The 16839-nt window shown below is 36.2% G+C and carries 15 protein-coding genes and 2 pseudogenes; 5 read left to right on the top strand and 12 right to left on the bottom strand.

Annotation, left to right across the window (positions count from 1 at the left end):
- Positions 1-21: 21 nt before the first annotated feature.
- Positions 22-2412 (top strand): endonuclease, encoded by a 2391-nt coding sequence (locus H4J62_RS11250; protein ID WP_182217383.1) that lies wholly within the window; start codon positions 22-24, stop codon positions 2410-2412.
- 188 nt (positions 2413-2600) lie between these two features.
- The gene (locus H4J62_RS11245) at positions 2601-3383 is read left to right on the top strand and encodes a S1/P1 nuclease (RefSeq protein WP_182217382.1); all 783 of its coding nucleotides are present in this window, start codon (positions 2601-2603) and stop codon (positions 3381-3383) included.
- Between the two features lie 175 nt (positions 3384-3558).
- On the opposite strand, the gene H4J62_RS11240 is transcribed toward H4J62_RS11245, so the two are convergent.
- The 5 genes from H4J62_RS11240 to H4J62_RS11220 all read right to left on the bottom strand — a co-directional run bounded on the left by H4J62_RS11240 (position 3559) and on the right by H4J62_RS11220 (position 5761).
- Positions 3559-4233, bottom strand: a complete 675-nt coding sequence (locus tag H4J62_RS11240; protein ID WP_182217380.1) for a hypothetical protein — start codon at positions 4231-4233, stop codon at positions 3559-3561.
- 234 nt (positions 4234-4467) lie between these two features.
- Positions 4468-4941, bottom strand: a complete 474-nt coding sequence (locus tag H4J62_RS11235) for a Dps family protein (protein WP_070376816.1) — start codon at positions 4939-4941, stop codon at positions 4468-4470.
- A gap of 207 nt (positions 4942-5148) precedes the next feature.
- Positions 5149-5238 carry a hypothetical protein gene (locus tag H4J62_RS11230; RefSeq protein WP_182217379.1) on the bottom strand — a complete coding sequence of 30 codons (90 nt, stop codon included), beginning with the start codon at positions 5236-5238 and terminating at the stop codon, positions 5149-5151.
- A 28-nt stretch (positions 5239-5266) separates the two neighbouring features.
- Entirely contained in the window at positions 5267-5437 is a 171-nt protein-coding gene (locus tag H4J62_RS11225) for a hypothetical protein (RefSeq protein WP_182217377.1), read from the bottom strand.
- A gap of 126 nt (positions 5438-5563) precedes the next feature.
- Complete coding sequence (locus H4J62_RS11220; RefSeq protein ID WP_182217376.1) at positions 5564-5761, bottom strand: hypothetical protein; 198 nt, start codon at positions 5759-5761, stop codon at positions 5564-5566.
- 510 nt (positions 5762-6271) lie between these two features.
- On the opposite strand from H4J62_RS11220, the gene H4J62_RS11215 reads away from it, so the two are divergent.
- Entirely contained in the window at positions 6272-8218 is a 1947-nt protein-coding gene (locus tag H4J62_RS11215; RefSeq protein ID WP_182217374.1) for a GGDEF domain-containing protein, read from the top strand.
- A gap of 415 nt (positions 8219-8633) precedes the next feature.
- Here H4J62_RS11215 and H4J62_RS20430 read toward each other — a convergent pair.
- From H4J62_RS20430 to H4J62_RS11185, 5 genes and pseudogenes are all read right to left on the bottom strand, one after another.
- Positions 8634-9275: pseudogene (locus H4J62_RS20430) on the bottom strand (GGDEF domain-containing protein).
- Positions 9276-9753: 478 nt separating this feature from the next.
- Positions 9754-10782: a two-component system response regulator gene (locus H4J62_RS11200; RefSeq protein ID WP_182222420.1), complete on the bottom strand. Its 1029-nt coding sequence runs from the start codon at positions 10780-10782 to the stop codon at positions 9754-9756.
- A gap of 104 nt (positions 10783-10886) precedes the next feature.
- Entirely contained in the window at positions 10887-11261 is a 375-nt protein-coding gene (locus H4J62_RS11195) for a hypothetical protein (RefSeq protein WP_182218767.1), read from the bottom strand.
- Entirely contained in the window at positions 11258-11527 is a 270-nt protein-coding gene (locus H4J62_RS11190; protein WP_182218769.1) for a hypothetical protein, read from the bottom strand. Before H4J62_RS11190 ends, H4J62_RS11195 begins: the two co-directional genes overlap by 4 nt.
- A gap of 635 nt (positions 11528-12162) precedes the next feature.
- Positions 12163-13200, bottom strand: a complete 1038-nt coding sequence (locus H4J62_RS11185) for an AraC family transcriptional regulator (RefSeq protein WP_182215986.1) — start codon at positions 13198-13200, stop codon at positions 12163-12165.
- 395 nt (positions 13201-13595) lie between these two features.
- Between H4J62_RS11185 and H4J62_RS11180 the strand changes: the two genes are divergently transcribed.
- Complete coding sequence (locus tag H4J62_RS11180; RefSeq protein ID WP_259364918.1) at positions 13596-14243, top strand: alpha-ketoglutarate-dependent dioxygenase AlkB; 648 nt, start codon at positions 13596-13598, stop codon at positions 14241-14243.
- A gap of 189 nt (positions 14244-14432) precedes the next feature.
- Here H4J62_RS11180 and H4J62_RS11175 read toward each other — a convergent pair whose 3' ends face one another.
- Positions 14433-15665, bottom strand: coding sequence for an NADH:flavin oxidoreductase/NADH oxidase family protein (locus H4J62_RS11175; protein WP_182215984.1), 1233 nt, complete (start codon positions 15663-15665; stop codon positions 14433-14435).
- 103 nt (positions 15666-15768) lie between these two features.
- On the opposite strand from H4J62_RS11175, the gene H4J62_RS11170 reads away from it, so the two are divergent.
- Positions 15769-16173, top strand: a complete 405-nt coding sequence (locus H4J62_RS11170; protein ID WP_182215982.1) for a MerR family transcriptional regulator — start codon at positions 15769-15771, stop codon at positions 16171-16173.
- 45 nt (positions 16174-16218) lie between these two features.
- Here H4J62_RS11170 and H4J62_RS11165 read toward each other — a convergent pair.
- Positions 16219-16776: pseudogene (locus H4J62_RS11165) on the bottom strand (EAL domain-containing protein); the annotation flags it as partial.
- Positions 16777-16839: the final 63 nt, after the last annotated feature.

Raw genomic sequence — 16839 nt, 5'->3', positions numbered from 1 at the left:
CAAACAACCTAAAGGAAAATTATGAAAATACAAATGTTAACAGCGGTACTCGGCCTTAGCGTGCTTTCTAGTCATGCTAATGTTGTGATCACTGAATATATTGAAGGTGGAGGTAGTAATAAAGCCATTGAGATTTCTAATCTTGGCAGCGAAAATGTCGACTTAGCCGCGGAAGGTTATAAACTCGACCTTTATTCTAACGGTAAAACAGAAACAACTAACGGTATATCATTGCAAGGCGTATTAGTGCCAGGCTCGAGCATTGTTGTTTATAACAAGGATGCCACTGCCGAATTTAAATTTGATGCTCCTCAAGGCCTTGAAGATTCAAGTGCCACTTACTTTAATGGTGATGATGCCCTATTACTTTCAAACGCTAATGGCGTTGTTGACAGTTTTGGACAATTAGGAACAGACCCAGGCAGTAACTGGGGTGAAGGTGATTTTTCTACTAAAGATCATACTTTACGCCGCTTAACATCAGTCACTGAAGGTGATACTACCTCTGACGATGCTTTTGACCCCGCGACACAATGGGCAACCTTTCCAAAAGACACCTCAGACGGTTTAGGATGTTCTGGTATAGCAGCCTGTGATGGCAATCAACCCTTACCGACTGAAGGCGGCGCATCCACTGGCCAAGGCATTGTTATTATCACTGAGTATGTTGAAGGCGGTGGCAGTAATAAAGCCATTGAAATATCTAACTTAGGTACTGCAGATGTAGATTTAGCGGTAGATGGTTATAAACTAGAGCTTTATGCAAATGGCAAGACAGATTCACCAAATGAGCTATTATTGCAAGGTTTACTTGTACCTGGCTCTAGTATTGTTGTTTATAATCAGGCGGCAACTGAGCTATTTAAATTTGATGCTCCTCAAGGTATTGAAGACACAAGCGTAACTTACTTTAATGGTGATGATGCTATTTTACTTATTAACAATACCGGTATTGTTGATAGCTTTGGCCAATTTGGTGTTGACCCAGGTAGCAATTGGGGTACCGGTGATTTTTCAACAAAAGATCATACCTTACGTCGCCTAAACTCGGTTACCGAAGGTGATGCCACTGCTGATGATGCTTTTGACCCAGCAACACAATGGGCTACTTTTGCTAAAGATACTGCTGATGGTTTAGGCTGTAGTGGCGAAGTAACTTGTGATGGTTCACAAGCTTTACCTACTGCTGGAACGCCTACTGGTGATGGATCAACACCTGCTACAGGAATTTGTACAAACTGCCCTGATTTAGCAAAAATAGCTGACCGAACGACTTATGTCGAAGCCACTTATTATAGCCAAGCAAACGCTGCAGAAACCGCCGATTTACGTGCAGCAATCACAGCGGACATCAGTGTTAATCATAAACAGCTAACCTACTCAGAAGTATGGACCGCGCTAACCAGTACCGATGAAGATGCTACAAATGCTGATAACATAATTTTACTCTATTCTGGACGTTCAATTGCCAAAGCAGATAACGGTAGTGGTTCTGCTTCAAGTAACCAGGATTTTTGGAATCGAGAGCATACATGGGCTAAATCACATGGTTTTCCAGAGACTAACCAATTAGGTTATACCGATATTCATCATTTGCGCCCTACTGATATATCGATGAATAGTGACCGTGGTAATCGTGATTTTGATATTGGTGGTACCGCTAATACTGAAGCGCCTGAAAACAGAAGCACAGCAGATACTTGGGAACCAAGAGATGACGTTAAAGGTGATGTTGCCCGTATGATGTTTTATATGGATGTACGTTACGATGCAGGTACAGAAAGTACCATGCCTGATTTAATCTTAGTTGATACTGTTGGTACAGCAACGAGCAAATTGAGTGATGGTACTGGCAAACTAGGTAAATTGTGTACCTTGTTTGACTGGCATTCACAAGACCCCATAGATACCTTTGAAATAAACCGTAACCACACTATCTATGAGTTTCAAGGCAACCGTAATCCTTTTATCGATCACCCTGAATGGGTCGATAGTCTTTATGCTTCAGCTTGTGGTGCTGCTAGTGATGGTGGTGATGCTAATGCAGCACCAACCGTTTCAGCTGGTGATGAACAATCAGTTGCTTCAGCTGCTAACGTAACACTAACCGCAACGGCTGCAGATAGTGATGGCAGTATTGCTAGCTATGTTTGGACACAAACTAGCGGTAAAGTTGCTGATATTGCTGTTTATGACACAGCTACCATTACTTTTGTTGCACCGAAAGTTGGTAAAGATGAAAGCCTAATATTTAACGTGACTGTTACTGATGATCAAGGTAAAACAAGTTCAGCCGCTGTTACTATTAATGTCGCCGCTGAAGTAATAACAAAGGAAGACACCAGTGGTGGTACTTTTTACTTTTTACTTACAGGACTTGCTCTATTATCGTTAAGAAGACTTAATAAGTAGGTTACAACTCACCTTCTTGTTAGCAGAATGAGTTGCATTAATGATAAATTAATGCAACTCGCATCTCGCAACTGCCAGCAAAACCTCTCCAAGTAATAAAGTTCTTTACTGCTCTACCAAGCTTACTCATACTTAGATATAAAATAGTTTACTGCAGATAAGAAAACACTAAAACAAGGATTATGTAGATGATAAATAAAAGTTTGATGGCTGTTATGGTCATTACACTCGCACACTTGCCGATTAAATCAGCATTAGCACTTGGCCCTAATGGGCATCGTATGGTTGCCAAAATAGCAGAAGATAACTTAGAACCTTCGGCCAAAAAGGCGCTAATGCAGCTAACCGATGGTGCACCATTAGCTCAAATGGCTAATTGGCCTGATAACATACGTTCAGATAAAAAATGGGATTATGCTAAGCCTTGGCATTATATTTCTATTGATGATGACGAAGTATTTAAGGGGCTAAAAAGAAATGAAGATGGCGACATATTAAAAGCTTTAGCTGATTTTGAAAAAAAACTTCGCGATAAAAAAATCACCAAAGAAGAGAAATGGCAAGCACTAGCTTTCTATATTCACTTTGTTGGCGATATTCACCAACCGCTTCATGTTGGACGCAGAGATGACCTTGGCGGTAATAAAATAACCGTAAAATGGTTTGGAAAACCAACAAAACTTCATGCTGTGTGGGATTCGTCAATAATTGAGCATCAAAAGCTTTCTTATACCGAATATGCTAACTTTTTAAATAATCAAACGCCTGACACCATTAACCTATGGCAAGATACCGTTTATCTTGATTGGGCTAAAGAATCTAAATCGAACAGAGAAACAGTCTATGACTTCCCTGAAGATAAAGAATTAAGTTACCAGTATGCGTATAAAAACACTCCGATATTAAATGAGCAAATAGCCAAAGCAGGCTTCCGTCTTGCTGGAATGTTAAACGATATTTTTAAAGAATAAATAATCGTTATTCACATAAAAGCCCAGTTAATACCTGGGCTCTTTCAGTTCAGTAAAACGCCTCAACTAAATGAGTAAAATCATTATTTAGGCTATATTACCCTTGTTTATTCATGGTTTTATCTCAAAACTCTTAATTTATTCAATCGCTACTATTTTGTTGGCGCATACGATTTTACTTCATTAGATATTTAATTGTCGTCTGCACGAACTGCTGTAAATTTATTGGAATAATAACAAAGAGCGCTATCCCTTGATCAAAGTCAGGGTTGAGCTGACAATAATATTGAATTTCTGCTTTGTCGCTACAGCGCAACATTTCCAACTCCTGCTCGCTATAATTACTGCTTCGATTGACTGAAACTAAACAACGCAACTGATTTTCATTACTGTTTTTTCCGTTTGGATTAAAACGCGTAAACAATTCCTTGGGTGCAGATTGCCCAAAATGTGGCCAAACAATGGCGGTATTCTTGGCAATTGCTCGATACATAGCAGGGCTGAGCATAGTATCGGCATAATAGTGTTTGCGCCAGGGTCTTTGCAACCAGTTTTTAAAGCTCTCTTTAATTGAAAATAAAAAAGTATTACTCCCCTTTCGATATTGTGGAAGAAATGCAGCAGAAGCCTTAATTACCGTATAATTTGCACTGTCTGTGAAGGTGAGTAAGCAATAGCCTACGATTTGCTCATTATTGAAGTAAAGTCGCAGCTTTCTCTGGTTGGGCTCAGGGCTATCAAAATATTTTAGCAGATAATCTTCTGCATCTATATCAGCAAAACTAACCTTGATAATTTCGCTAAGTGCGTTTCTTTGCCAAGCTGACAACCATTGTTTAGACTGTATCAAGTCTAAGGAGCTGAGTTCACTAATAACAAATCTCTCCCATAATGTAAGTTAGGGTGCTAGATTAATTTGAAAAGCTTATGGGTGCAAGCCATCAAATAAGCTACTGGGCCGATTAGAAACGTTATTTATATATTATTTTTAAGGGCTAGTCGGAGTATTTTGTAAGGTAGTCGCTAAAAACGGAAAATAAGAGGGGTGCGATATCCAACCGTTATTTTCCGTTTAATTAACTTATTATGATTCTTTAGTCGCTCTCAACATCCACGCTGTTTTCTCGTGTATACGCATACGATCAGACACTAACGAAGCGGTTGATTCATCATCAGCAGCTTGTGCAATTTTTAAAACTTCACGCGATGTTTTAATGACTTGTTCGTGCCCTTTGGTAAGTAACTCAACCATCTGTGCAGAACTTGGTACACCGTCAACCTCTTTAATAGAGCTTAATTTTGAAAACTCTTTATAGGTTCCTGGTGCAGGTACATCTAGGGTTCTAATACGTTCAGCGATGTCATCAACAGCAATTGCTAATTCGGTATAATGTTCTTCAAACATCAAATGTAACTCACGAAATTGTAACCCGGTTACATTCCAATGAAAATTATGTGTTTGCAAATATAGCGTATAAGAGTCGGCTAAAAGTCGTTTTAAACCGTCTGATATTTCCGTTCTATTTTCTTTATTTATGCCAATATCTATATCAGTCATGTAATTCCCTAATTTTTAGAATTTGATAAATGTATAACGCCTATCGAACGAACGATAAATTGTTGACTAAAATTGAAAACTTCAAACGCCAGTCAACTGTTTGCGTTTGTTTGAGCAATTTAGATAATTACTCTGCTTTGATTTCTAAAGCAATTCATATCATAACACAAATCACCCTTGCCTATAAACCAAGTGTTTTATTGCATCTTAAACCCGTGCTATAGGCGCAGTAATTTGTGTTGTTGCACTATCTTTTGCTTTTTTGGCGGCACTAAACAGATTCTCTTCAAATACCATGTCTAATCCTACCGCTTTTTCATTACCTTTAAGTGGCTCTATCTATATAGGTAATTGCCCAATATTCATCTCCATTATTTTGAGAGTTAGGATTAAAATTAGCTCTATACATTCGTTGTTGTTCGATAAAATAATTAACTTTATTTTGGTACATAATAAATGACGCCAATACCATTAATACCTGGGTAGGTATCTGCAAGGTTAGGCCTTTTAGAAAATATTTTCTAATGATCTGCCTGTATTTTTTGTACAAAAGCCTGAATGTCCGCAGTACCTGACTTTAAGACTACCTCGTAGTGAAAAATTTGTTTAGCTAGCTTTTGAATCATTGCATATATTTTTGAGTTCCTTTTACAAAAAAATCTAATGTTTGAAGGTAAGTAATTTCAATATCATGCTGAGGTTTAGGGCGAGAATAGTAGCAACCTTGTACCCGTCCAATATTAAGTTGTTTGCAGGGCTGTCCCTGTTGCTCAGTTTCGACTCCTTCGTCAATAATGTTAAAACCTAATATACTCACCATAGATACAAGCCCTTTGTTCAGTGTAATATCAATAGGCATTAAATTTTGTCAATTTTTACCATTGGAATATTCAAGTTCCAAATGAATCTAGAATATTAAATCTAGGTAGACCTCCCCTTTTATGAGTTAGAGCTAACCGCCTATTTTTGCCACACAGTGAAAGTTAACAAATATAAAAAAGCAGATATTATAGATTACTATATAACGGACTGAGTTCAGAAACCTGATACATCCTACCCACGAATAAATTCATGAATATCTAATTATATTAAGAATTAAAAGAGTTACTCTACTTTTGCATATTTTCTTATAACTCCTATATTTAGGAGTGTAAAATCTAAATTTAACAAAACGGTGCTTCGCGAACATTAATCAACTACACTTTATTTATCTAATTTTAATGCTGAAATTTTTTCGATGTTTAGGTATATTGAAAAAAATTATTCATGGGTATTATTAGCTGCCTTGGTTGCATCTACATTACAAGGACTACTTGTGGCGTATCGGAAAATGTATAAGCTAAAAAAACTGCTGGTCAATTTTGTACTTTTATCAATTTTTGCTCTTTCACTACGAGCATTTGCTTCGATGGAAGAAATCCAACCTTTTGTCTCACTACACAAGAGTCAACTAGGTCGGCTACTATTAAAAGCGGAAAGTAAATATGCGATAAACCCAAAAAAAACATTAGAGCAATTAGAGCTATTAAAAGCATCAGAAACTTGGGAAAATACTCCCATTATAAATGCTAAATATTATATTTTAAAAATCCAAATTCAGAGGGCGATGTCTTCCCCTCAAGAAGAAAATATCGCCGTTGAAGAACTAACTAAATATGCAGAGGAAAAAAATATAGATTGGCTGATGTTAGAAGCAAATTATCAAAAAGCTAATATTGACTTAAGCCGAGATGGAAACACCAATTCTGTTTATAATATTATTGAGAATACACTACAAGCCGCAATAAATATAAATTTCAACCACTTAGTTGGTAGGCTCTATAACTTACGAGCGATTTATAAACAAAGCAGCGGTGATAACAGCGGTGCATTAAAAGATTATTATTTGGCGTTCGATGCTTTAACTCAATACCCTAACGAAGACTGGACGGTAAAAATCTACTCCAATATGTCTATTATCTATTTGGAAATTGAAGACTTTACTAAAGGTTTGCAAATTAATGAGTTAGCTTTTCAGTTATATGATGACCAAAAAATAGATAATATACAGCTGAAAACTTCTCTACTGATAATGAAGGCACTCTTCTTGAGAAATATTGGCAAAATCGACGAAGCAACTAGCACACTTTATCTTGCCAAAGAGAGTGCAATAAAGTCCGGATCAATTAATTTGATTTTAAACGTAAAAAATAACCTTTCAGGTGTATTATTACAGACCAAAAATATTAACGAAGCAAAAAAAGAAGTTCAAGAATGTATCGATGATTCTATTAAATACGGTGTAACTTCGGTTTTACATCATTGTCGTTCTAACTTAGGGCATATTGAAATAGAGTTAGGGCATTATTCTAGTGCCATTGAGTTACTGATTGATGCTAAAGACAGTTTTGAAAAACAAAACAATATTAAAGCCATGATTCAACAACAACTAAGCTTAAGTATCGCTTATGAACGTTCAGGTGACTATCAAAAGGCATTAATTCAACTCAGAAGTTATTATGAAAAACATGTTGAATTAATGTTTAATGAACGTGTAAAAGAAGTCGCTGAGATTAATGAAAGCTACGAAGCTAAGTTAAAAGATAAACAAATAACCTTGCTACAAATTAATAACGATTTACAATCATCTAAGTTAAGTGAAAGAACGCTTTCTAATAAACTATTAATTCTAGTGTCAATTTTTAGCGTTATTGTTTTATTCGTCTTAGTTAGTCGTTATTTTTCAATCTGGAAATATAAAAACAAACTAGAAAAATCAAATACTAAACTACTAGAGAGTAGCTTAATCGATCCGTTAACCAAATTGGGTAATAGGCGTGCACTTACTGAATATATAAAAGTATTTGATGCTAAATCTAGCAAAGAAGAAACAGATTACTGCATTGTTATCATCGATATAGATCACTTTAAACAAGTCAACGACACATATGGGCATGGTGTCGGGGATGAAGTACTCGTTATAATTGCTAAGTTATTAAGCACTAAAATTAGAGAAAGCGATATTTTAGTACGTTGGGGTGGAGAAGAGTTCGTTTTAGTTATAGAAAAGAAGCAGCAAGTTAATGAACTTTCGATGGTTAATAGAATAATTCAAACAATATCCAATGAAACAATTAAAACTACCATGGGCGATTTGAATATTACTATATCTGCTGGTGCAACGACTGTTTCAACATGCAATATAAATAGTAATGAATGGCCTGAAATACTTGATAGGGTAGACTCTGCGCTTTACAAAGCAAAAAAGAATGGAAGAAACCAAGCTGTTATGGTTTAAAATATCAGTTATTATAAAGCTAATTTTTTAGTTTCATAAATTTTTTTACTGAAAGTTAACTCGACTCAGGCTCTGTTTCCAACGTCTGTAGTATCATAACCACTGATAGAGTCACTGCATCTTAAAAATCATGTCAGATCTTAAGATTGAAATTTTGCTAACTTAAATTTAACGCACTGAAAAAATCAAGGACTCTATGGCGTTATTTGCTCCAAACCGCCTTAAATCTAATAAAAGTTTACTACACAAAAATGTGAATTAAATGTCTGTTTTCGATAATTTCAATTAAGATTAAATATTAATTTTTCAAATTTACGGTTATAAAAGTCCTTTACAGGCAAGGGATTCATCACCGATTTTAGTAAAAATATAGAGTAAGGTTTAAAGCGTTCATAACAACAATAATTTATCCTCGTTATTTAAGCTGTTTTTGCTGATACATCATGCGGTCAGCGTGACCAATTAAATCATCTAGTGATTCGCCATGTGTTTTCCAGACAGCGAGACCATAAGAAATTGAAGTAGGTGTGTTTTTCGCCAAACTATACTCATCAACCCCTTTCGCTAGTCGTTCAGAAAGTTTGGTCACATGATTTTCAGAAAATATATTAGTCAAGACAATGATAAATTCGTCACCCCCCCATCACGCCAAAATGTCTTCTGTCCTCAGTTCTTTTAACAGCCCTTTCGCCGTATTTTTTATCACCATATCGCCATATTGATGACCGTTAACATCATTCAATAATTTTAATTTATCGATGTCAGCAATCATAACCGCATAGAGAAATTTATGATTAAGACATTGATGAGTTACCCTATTGAATGCCTCATAGAAGCCAAACCTATTTAGGGTATCTGTAAGTTGGTCTAATTGAGCTTGCTCCTTATAAAGTGCCATATTTTCAGTTTCGCGGTCTTTATCTTCAAAAAACATAATCACACCATTACTTTTATCATTACACCTAATATTGGTAAAAGATGTTTTACAGGTTTTGTGGCCTTTAATGTTAGTTCTAATCGCTATTTCTCTGATGTATCGTCTTTGATTATTTGTCATAACATCTGACAATATTAATTGCAGCTCATTAGACATTAACTCATTGATTAACATTGATACCTGCTTAAGGGTTTTAAGTTCGGCGGCGTTAGGAGTAAACCATAGTGAAAATTGAATGTTCACATGGAGCAACTTACCATCAACATCAAATATTGCTACGGGTATCGGCATCACATCTAGAAAACTTCTAGACAACGAAATTGGTTTATTCACTCGATGACTTAAATTAAACAAGTGGTCACCAACCTTCTCAATATCAGTAAAATCATAAATATTAATCCTTTTATAAAGGTATCGACCTGAAGATTATTAATTGAAAATCTGCAGGAATAAAGCCTGTCCATTTTGTTATCTCGCTCGTAACTCTAATGGCGACTTAACCACTAATTTTTAGTTATTTAGTTTGTTGGAAGTTTTTCAATTAATAATGCTTTTGTCTGAGAGTATGGTGATCTTAAATAACGAAATTTCAAAATCACTAAGATACTTTGTTAATAAACGATGAACTTGCCTTTAACTCTGGCCACTTATTTCTTATAAGTAAAATATCCGGTAACACCGCATTGAAAAGTTTAATAAGATCGGGATCAAAATGACTTCCCGACACTGAATTCATATGAGCAATAGCCTTATCAACTGGCCATGCTGCTTTATATGACCGCTCAGATGTTAGGGCATCAAAGACATCAGCAATAGCAACGATTCGCCCAACCAACGGAATTTCTTGCCCTTTAAGATGATTAGGATAACCAGAGCCATCCCATTTTTCATGGTGAGTTAAAGCAATACTAAGCGCCATACTTAGTAGTGGAGAGTCATTTTCGCCGATGATGTCGGCACCAATATTGGCATGGGTTTTCATAATAGCCCACTCCTTGGCATCTAATTTCCCCGGCTTTAATAAAATATGATCGGGTATACCAATTTTGCCGATATCATGCATTGGGGCAGCATTAAGAAGTGTTTCTTGAGAAAACTCATCTAAACCAGCAGCCCTAGCAATTAGTTTTGAGTAGTGGCTCATGCGAATAACATGTAATCCAGTTTCATTATCTTTATATTCGGCGGCTCGTCCTAACCGCTGGATAATTTGCATTCTGCTTTCTTTTAGCTCATTTACCCCAACCAAAGACAAATGGGTTTTCACTCTGACGCGTACTATTTCTGGGCATATCGGTTTAGTAATATAATCGACGCCCCCTGCTTCAAATCCCTGACATTCATTTTCCATATTAGACATTGCCGAAACAAATATAATAGGAATATGAGCGGTACTTTTAATCTTTTTTAATGTTCGACAGACTTCATAACCGTCCATTTCTGGCATCATGATGTCGAGTAAAATTAAATCAGGCTGCTGCTCTATTGCAATTTCAATGGCACGCTGGCCATTTTTAGCAAACACCAATTGATAATTTCCCACTAGCACTTGATTAATGACCTGTAGGTTATTAGGTTCATCATCAACCACCAAAATTTTCGCTTTAGCATTATAAGTTAACTGCATTTGCTGACTCCTTGCTCGGTAGTAATTCAATATCGATTAACGCTATGACTCCTCGTTCAAAATAAAAGTCGGCAATAGCACATCGTAACTTGTTGGTCAGCTCATCAGGATTGTTTAAATGAGGCAATTGCTGAATTAATTTTTTTTAAAATCAGGTCAAATAGCTGAAAGTTCTTGAATAATTCACGTAGAATTTTAATTTGTTCAATAGCTTCGAGCTTGCTCATAACCGGGTAAAGTTGACGGCTATTAGTTGGTTGAACTAATCCGTTGATTAACGCCAAACTGCGGGTAAAGGTATGTGTTAAAATAGTCAGGTGATGTTGTGCTGCTTCGATATTTTTACACTTAAAGTCATCATTCATAATGGGCATTTGAAAATCCATCAAGACAATATCAAAGGTTTTACTTGGAAATATTTCCACTGCTTTTAGCCCATTAACCACCCAAGTAATCTTATGCCCATCGACTCGAATCAATATGCTACCTCAACACCTGAAACATAACCTAGTGCATCTGCGATGGTAGTCACGCCAAGGTAATCTATTTCATTATGAGTAAGCAGATACACAGCGGCAGCGACTTTATGTAAAGTCTGCTTTTTTTTTGATAGTGAGGTTATTTTAAGATTGAATAGTTCGGTAAGACTAATACCCGTAATATCGATGCTAGTATTGTTTGCATTAGCCAGTGCACTAGCACTAAATAATAGTGTAAGCACTTGTGCGGTATGTAATATTCTCATGATTATATTCCTTTATATTACTTATCCTTGTCGCAAAAATTTATTATCCAAAACTATAATAAAATCATAGGATACGACTGGATGTGCTCAAGTAGCTTTTAATACCTGAATTAAATATATTTGCCTTAACGACCACAACGACGATGATCAATAAATTTGTCTTCAATTAAACGATTCACTAAACTCGCTTTTATTTAGCTAACTATAAGCGTTTATTTAGAATAATCCTTAACCAGTAACGACATTATCTAGACAACTAAAGACACCTCACTAAGTGGCTAACTTATAATTATTATCTTTATAACAACTAAGCTACATAAGTATGGGGTCAGCTGTTTTCAATATAGCTTTTTAGATCATTAATAAAGATTACCAGGTAATAATAACGCCTTAATATCGCGAGTTAACCCAGTAAAACAAGTTAAAATTATTGATGTTAATAAAAGTTGAATACGGTGGGTAGATTTAATGAGAAAATTGTAATTTCATTGGCTATTCAACAACTACAAAACTTTTATGAGCAAGTGTTCAGTGTTTAAAGTGTCTAGTACCATAATGAAAACAGTTACGTTAAATTAATACCAACTGACAGGGAGTTACATAGCCAACTATTGAGTTACCAAGATGTACATTATTTACTGATAATCTGATGGCGAAACACCTGTCCATTTCTTAAATGCCCTAGAAAAACTTGATGGCGAATTAAAACCCAGCCGATAAGAAATTTGAATTAAATTCAGCTTATTTTGCTTTAAGAGTATTTGCGCATGATTGATTTTTTTTGTTTTCAATAAAGTACTAAAGTCAGTATTAAAGCGTTTTAAACGGCGTTGCAAGGTCTTGACACTAATGTTCATCTGCTCAGCTACAAAAACGATATTTAGATTATTTGAAGCAATATTTTCTGTCATTAAATTCTCAATATCAGAGAGTAATTGAATATAAGTTTTAGACAATTTATTATCTACGAAGGGCTCTAAACCAATCGAGTGCGTTGAAAATAAATTTTTGGTCGCAAGAACATTTTTCTTAAAAAAAATGACATATTTCCCGCTATCGGTGTACGTAACCGGATAGTCAAATGTTTTTTCAAAGCTGTTTCTTTGACTTTTTAAATCAAGCGTTATCTTTGAAATAATATCTAAGTGGGCAGGAAATATTTGATTAATTATTTTATAAACCAGACAAAATCCAATTTCTAGTGTCGTTCTATGGACATTAACCAGCTCTGCCCGCGATGAAACAACTAATAAGTTGCAATCGCCCTTAACGACTAAAGTGACCTCAATCAATTTATTCATTTGCTCACTAGCAAAAATAATTTTTTCTAATAAATCACCTAGCGATTTAGCATCTGCTACGATGACACCCGTATGACGTAAGAAATGCAGTTGAAAAATAGCAGCCACTGCAGCAGGTAAGGCATCTAAGCCTGAATATACTGCAATATTATCATATAGCTTAAGCACAACGTCCCGTTGAATAGAATCTAACTCACGTAAAGAAGCGACGTTAATACCTACTGACGATAATAATTTGTTTGCTGGTAAATTTTGTTGTTGCAACGCCATATAAATAAGACGTATCCAGCTACCGTCAACGAACTGCTTTATATCGTAGCTATTTTGCTCTGGGTGGATAATGGCATAATTTAGTTTTTTAACCACGTCCATGGGCTTCCAAAATAGATTTATCTTACATAATTGACAATGAGTATTAGATAAAACTACTTACTGCAGTAAAGGTCCTACTTAAGACATTAATCATATGTTTTTTAACAATTTTAGTCTTAACCCACGAAGTCTTATCTTCACCGTTAAGGACATTTTTAATTGCAGAATATTATTATGCTCAGACAGTATCTAAATCCAATTTCATCTTCAATCAGGGAAACCCCCTACAAAATGTTGTTTTATTGTGGTAAATATTGCTGAATTTTAAAGTGGCGACGTAAGTATCGATGAGTTTTATTATCTACTGTGCTATTATTTTCAAAAAGTTCAGGTAATTGCTTGGGGGTGTTAACTTAAACACGCTTAGCCCATTTTCATTAACTGCTGTCTGTACTATGGCTACTTCACCTTCTCATTTAAGTGTTATCGACATGGATCTATTTTCATCTTTATTTGAACAGCCGATTAATCTTTTGCCATATGATGGTGATGTCGATTATTTTGGTGAAATTATCTCTTTAGACGATAGCGACTATTACTTTAATCGCTTACTTAACGGTATTGATTGGCGTTGTGACCAAGCAGTTATATTTGGCAAAACTATTGAAACAAAAAGAAAAGTGGCTTGGCATGCTGCTGAATGTTTTAGCTATACCTACTCAAATATTACTAAAACAGCGTTGCCTTTTACCGATGATTTGCTTTCATTAAAAGCACTTGTCGAGCGCCATAGTGGTGAAACTTATAATTCATGCTTACTTAACCTTTATCACAGTGGAGAAGAAGGCATGGCTTGGCACAGCGATGGTGAAAAAGATTTAAAGGACCAAGGTGCGATTGCATCGTTAAGTTTTGGTGCTGAAAGAAAGTTTGCTTTTAAGCACAAGATATCAAAAGAAGTCATTACCTTACCCCTTAAAGCGGGCAGTTTGTTAGTCATGAAAGGGCCAACACAACAGCATTGGCTACATCGTTTACCACCAACTAAACTCATTAAAGACGCAAGGATAAACCTTACGTTTAGAACGATTGTTAACACATAACGTATTATCGTTAACAAGAGTAATTTTCGTCACTTTATATAAGCAAGGTGATGAATATGCCGCCATTAACCGTCAAACTATGCTTTATTGTCAACTTCCTTAGGCCCTAGTCAACCGCTAATCAACGGGCTTACTCGACACTATCTGTTGACAATGCCTTATATAAGATTAAAAAAATATCAATATGCCCTATTCATTTTCATAAGTTTTTCGATAGATTTTAGTCAGTTTTTTAAGTCGTAGTTGGTCAAAAATCAGTGAAAATAATGGTGATGAGTTTAATTTTGGGGCTTTACCTTTGCCAATACGTTGTAACTGACGTTTGGTAATAGCCATAGTTGCAAGTGCGGCTAAAGTTTTATCTTGCCATTTTACTTGAGGTAAAATGGCTACCGCGTCTGGTGACGTTTTCCAGCGTTGAGGAAGATTTGGACTAAAGGCCAGCGCTCTGCCAATGCCGACCATATCTACGCCTTCATCTACTACTTTTTGTGCAATCGCTAAACGGACAATCCCTCCTGTTGTCATAATTGGCATAGGAGCTTGTTTGGCAATTTCTTTCGCAAACTCAAGAAAATAAGCTTCTCTATTTAGGGGCTGTCCATCAGCTGTATTACCCTGCATTGCTGGACTTTCATAGCTACCACCTGACAATTCAACTAAATCTACGTTTAAATGGCCAAGTTCTTTTACCACAACTAAGGCATCTTGTGCATCGAAACCACCACGTTGGAAATCTGCGGAGTTTAACTTAACCGCTATCGCTATATTTTCAGGTATAACTAGCTTGACCGCTTTAACAATTTCAAAAAGGAGACGAGCACGGTTTTCAAGGCTGCCACCCCAGTTATCATTTCTCTTATTGGTCAGCGGCGACAAAAATTGTGATAACAAGTAGCCATGGGCTGCGTGGATCTCGATACCATGAAACCCAGCTTCAACAGCACGTGATGCTGTGATAACAAATCGCTGAATTAACGCTTGAATTTCAAGCTCGGTCATCGGACTTGGTTTACTAAATAACTGACTATGCTTCCCCATATCCAATGCAATATCTGAGGGAGAAAACACTTGCCCTCCCATAGCAGCATAGACTTGTCGGCCAGGATGATTTATTTGCATCCATATTTTTGTGCCATTTTTGCTTGCTATTTCAGCCCACTTTTTAAAGGGCTCTAAGGGTGTATTTGCCTCTAAAGCAATACCTCCTGGGCCGGTCATTGCGCGGTGATCTACCATAACATTACCCGTAATAAGCAGGCCAGTACCTCCCGCAGCCCATGTTTTATATAGTTGAAAAATATCATCGCCGGGTAAATGGCCTTCAACAGCCATATTTTCTTCCATGGCGGCTTTTGCTAAACGATTTGGCAAAATTGCGCCATTAGGAAGAGTTATCGGTGTAAATACAGAGTGACTCAAGTAGAACTCCTGTTAATAAGTTTAACGAGCTGGATTTTGTACAAGTATAAGCTTAAAGTTAACTTTAATGTCAACAGTTTACATACGCATAAAGTAGGTACCGATGAAAATCAGCGAGTTAGCAAAAATAAGTGGTATAACAGCCTCTACTATACGGTTTTATGAAGCCAAAGGATTACTCCCTAAAATACAAAGAAATATAAATGGTTATCGACATTATTCGCAAGATAGTGTGCAGCGTTTAGCAACGATTGAATGTGCGAAGCGGCTAGGTTTTAGATTGGCAGATATCTTAAATGTTTTAGCAGATAGTGGCGTAACTGAAGGACTTGATCACAACAAAATAGTCGAACAACTTGATATACGCTTGCTTGAGGCAGAGAGTTTAATTAAGGGACTATTAGCACAACGAGACGAAATAGTATTATTTAAACAACGCTTACAAGAGAGCTGGCAACAAGGTAAATGCTTAGCGGTGGACGAAATACTTTCAGCAGATAAAAGGTAAAACAGGGATAAAAAACTGATGAATCAGCTTGTTAGGCTCTCATTATTAAAGGTCGCTAAAGTCAACCAAAGGTAGATTTTCAAAGCCCGGTCTGGCAAAAAAGTAACCTTGCATTAGTTCAATACCAAAATCACGTAAACAGCGGTATTCTTCTTTAGTCTCTATTCCCTCAGCAAGCGGAGTAATGTTTAGGTCATTAAAAATATTTAAACAATTTTTTACTATTGACTGACGAACTTTATCTTCATTAATGTTACGGATTAACCCCATATCAATTTTTACGATGTTAGTTTGAAAATCAGCTAATAAACCCAAGCCAGCATACCCTGCGCCAAAGTCATCTATTGCAGTTTTAAAGCCTATTTTCTTATAAGACTCAACAATATTCTTAATAAAAGCGGTGTCATCAATTTTTTCAACTTCGGTAAATTCAAACATTATTTTTTCAATGGGAAAGCTATACTTCTTGGCTGCCTCCAATGTTGTGCGAATGCAACGCTCAGGTTTATATATAGCGTTGGGGAGAAAATTTATGCTGAGCATAGATTGAAGTTTTAACTTGGAGGCAAGAGCTATCGCTTTAACTCGGCAAAGCTGATCAACCTTCATACTCGATTGTAGCCGTATATCAGTAATTAACACTCAATAATTTATATTAATGACCTT

The organism is Colwellia sp. BRX8-5 (assembly GCF_014077325.1).
Classification (GTDB): domain Bacteria; phylum Pseudomonadota; class Gammaproteobacteria; order Enterobacterales; family Alteromonadaceae; genus Colwellia_A.
The sequence above is the reverse complement of the archived record's forward strand: the minus strand, read 5'-3'. Positions and strand labels throughout refer to the sequence as shown.

Bases quoted from the DNA above. Each gene is read 5' to 3' on its own strand.
- H4J62_RS11250 (WP_182217383.1), top strand. From the start codon at position 22: ATGAAAATACAAATGTTAACAGCGGTACTCGGCCTTAGCGTGCTTTCT.
- H4J62_RS11245 (WP_182217382.1), top strand. From the start codon at position 2,601: ATGATAAATAAAAGTTTGATGGCTGTTATGGTCATTACACTCGCACAC.
- H4J62_RS11235 (WP_070376816.1), bottom strand. From the start codon at position 4,941: ATGACTGATATAGATATTGGCATAAATAAAGAAAATAGAACGGAAATA.
- H4J62_RS11230 (WP_182217379.1), bottom strand. From the start codon at position 5,238: ATGGTATTTGAAGAGAATCTGTTTAGTGCCGCCAAAAAAGCAAAAGAT.
- H4J62_RS11220 (WP_182217376.1), bottom strand. From the start codon at position 5,761: ATGGTGAGTATATTAGGTTTTAACATTATTGACGAAGGAGTCGAAACT.
- H4J62_RS11215 (WP_182217374.1), top strand. From the start codon at position 6,272: ATGTATAAGCTAAAAAAACTGCTGGTCAATTTTGTACTTTTATCAATT.
- H4J62_RS11200 (WP_182222420.1), bottom strand. From the start codon at position 10,782: ATGCAGTTAACTTATAATGCTAAAGCGAAAATTTTGGTGGTTGATGAT.
- H4J62_RS11190 (WP_182218769.1), bottom strand. From the start codon at position 11,527: ATGAGAATATTACATACCGCACAAGTGCTTACACTATTATTTAGTGCT.
- H4J62_RS11185 (WP_182215986.1), bottom strand. From the start codon at position 13,200: ATGGACGTGGTTAAAAAACTAAATTATGCCATTATCCACCCAGAGCAA.
- H4J62_RS11180 (WP_259364918.1), top strand. From the start codon at position 13,596: ATGGCTACTTCACCTTCTCATTTAAGTGTTATCGACATGGATCTATTT.
- H4J62_RS11170 (WP_182215982.1), top strand. From the start codon at position 15,769: ATGAAAATCAGCGAGTTAGCAAAAATAAGTGGTATAACAGCCTCTACT.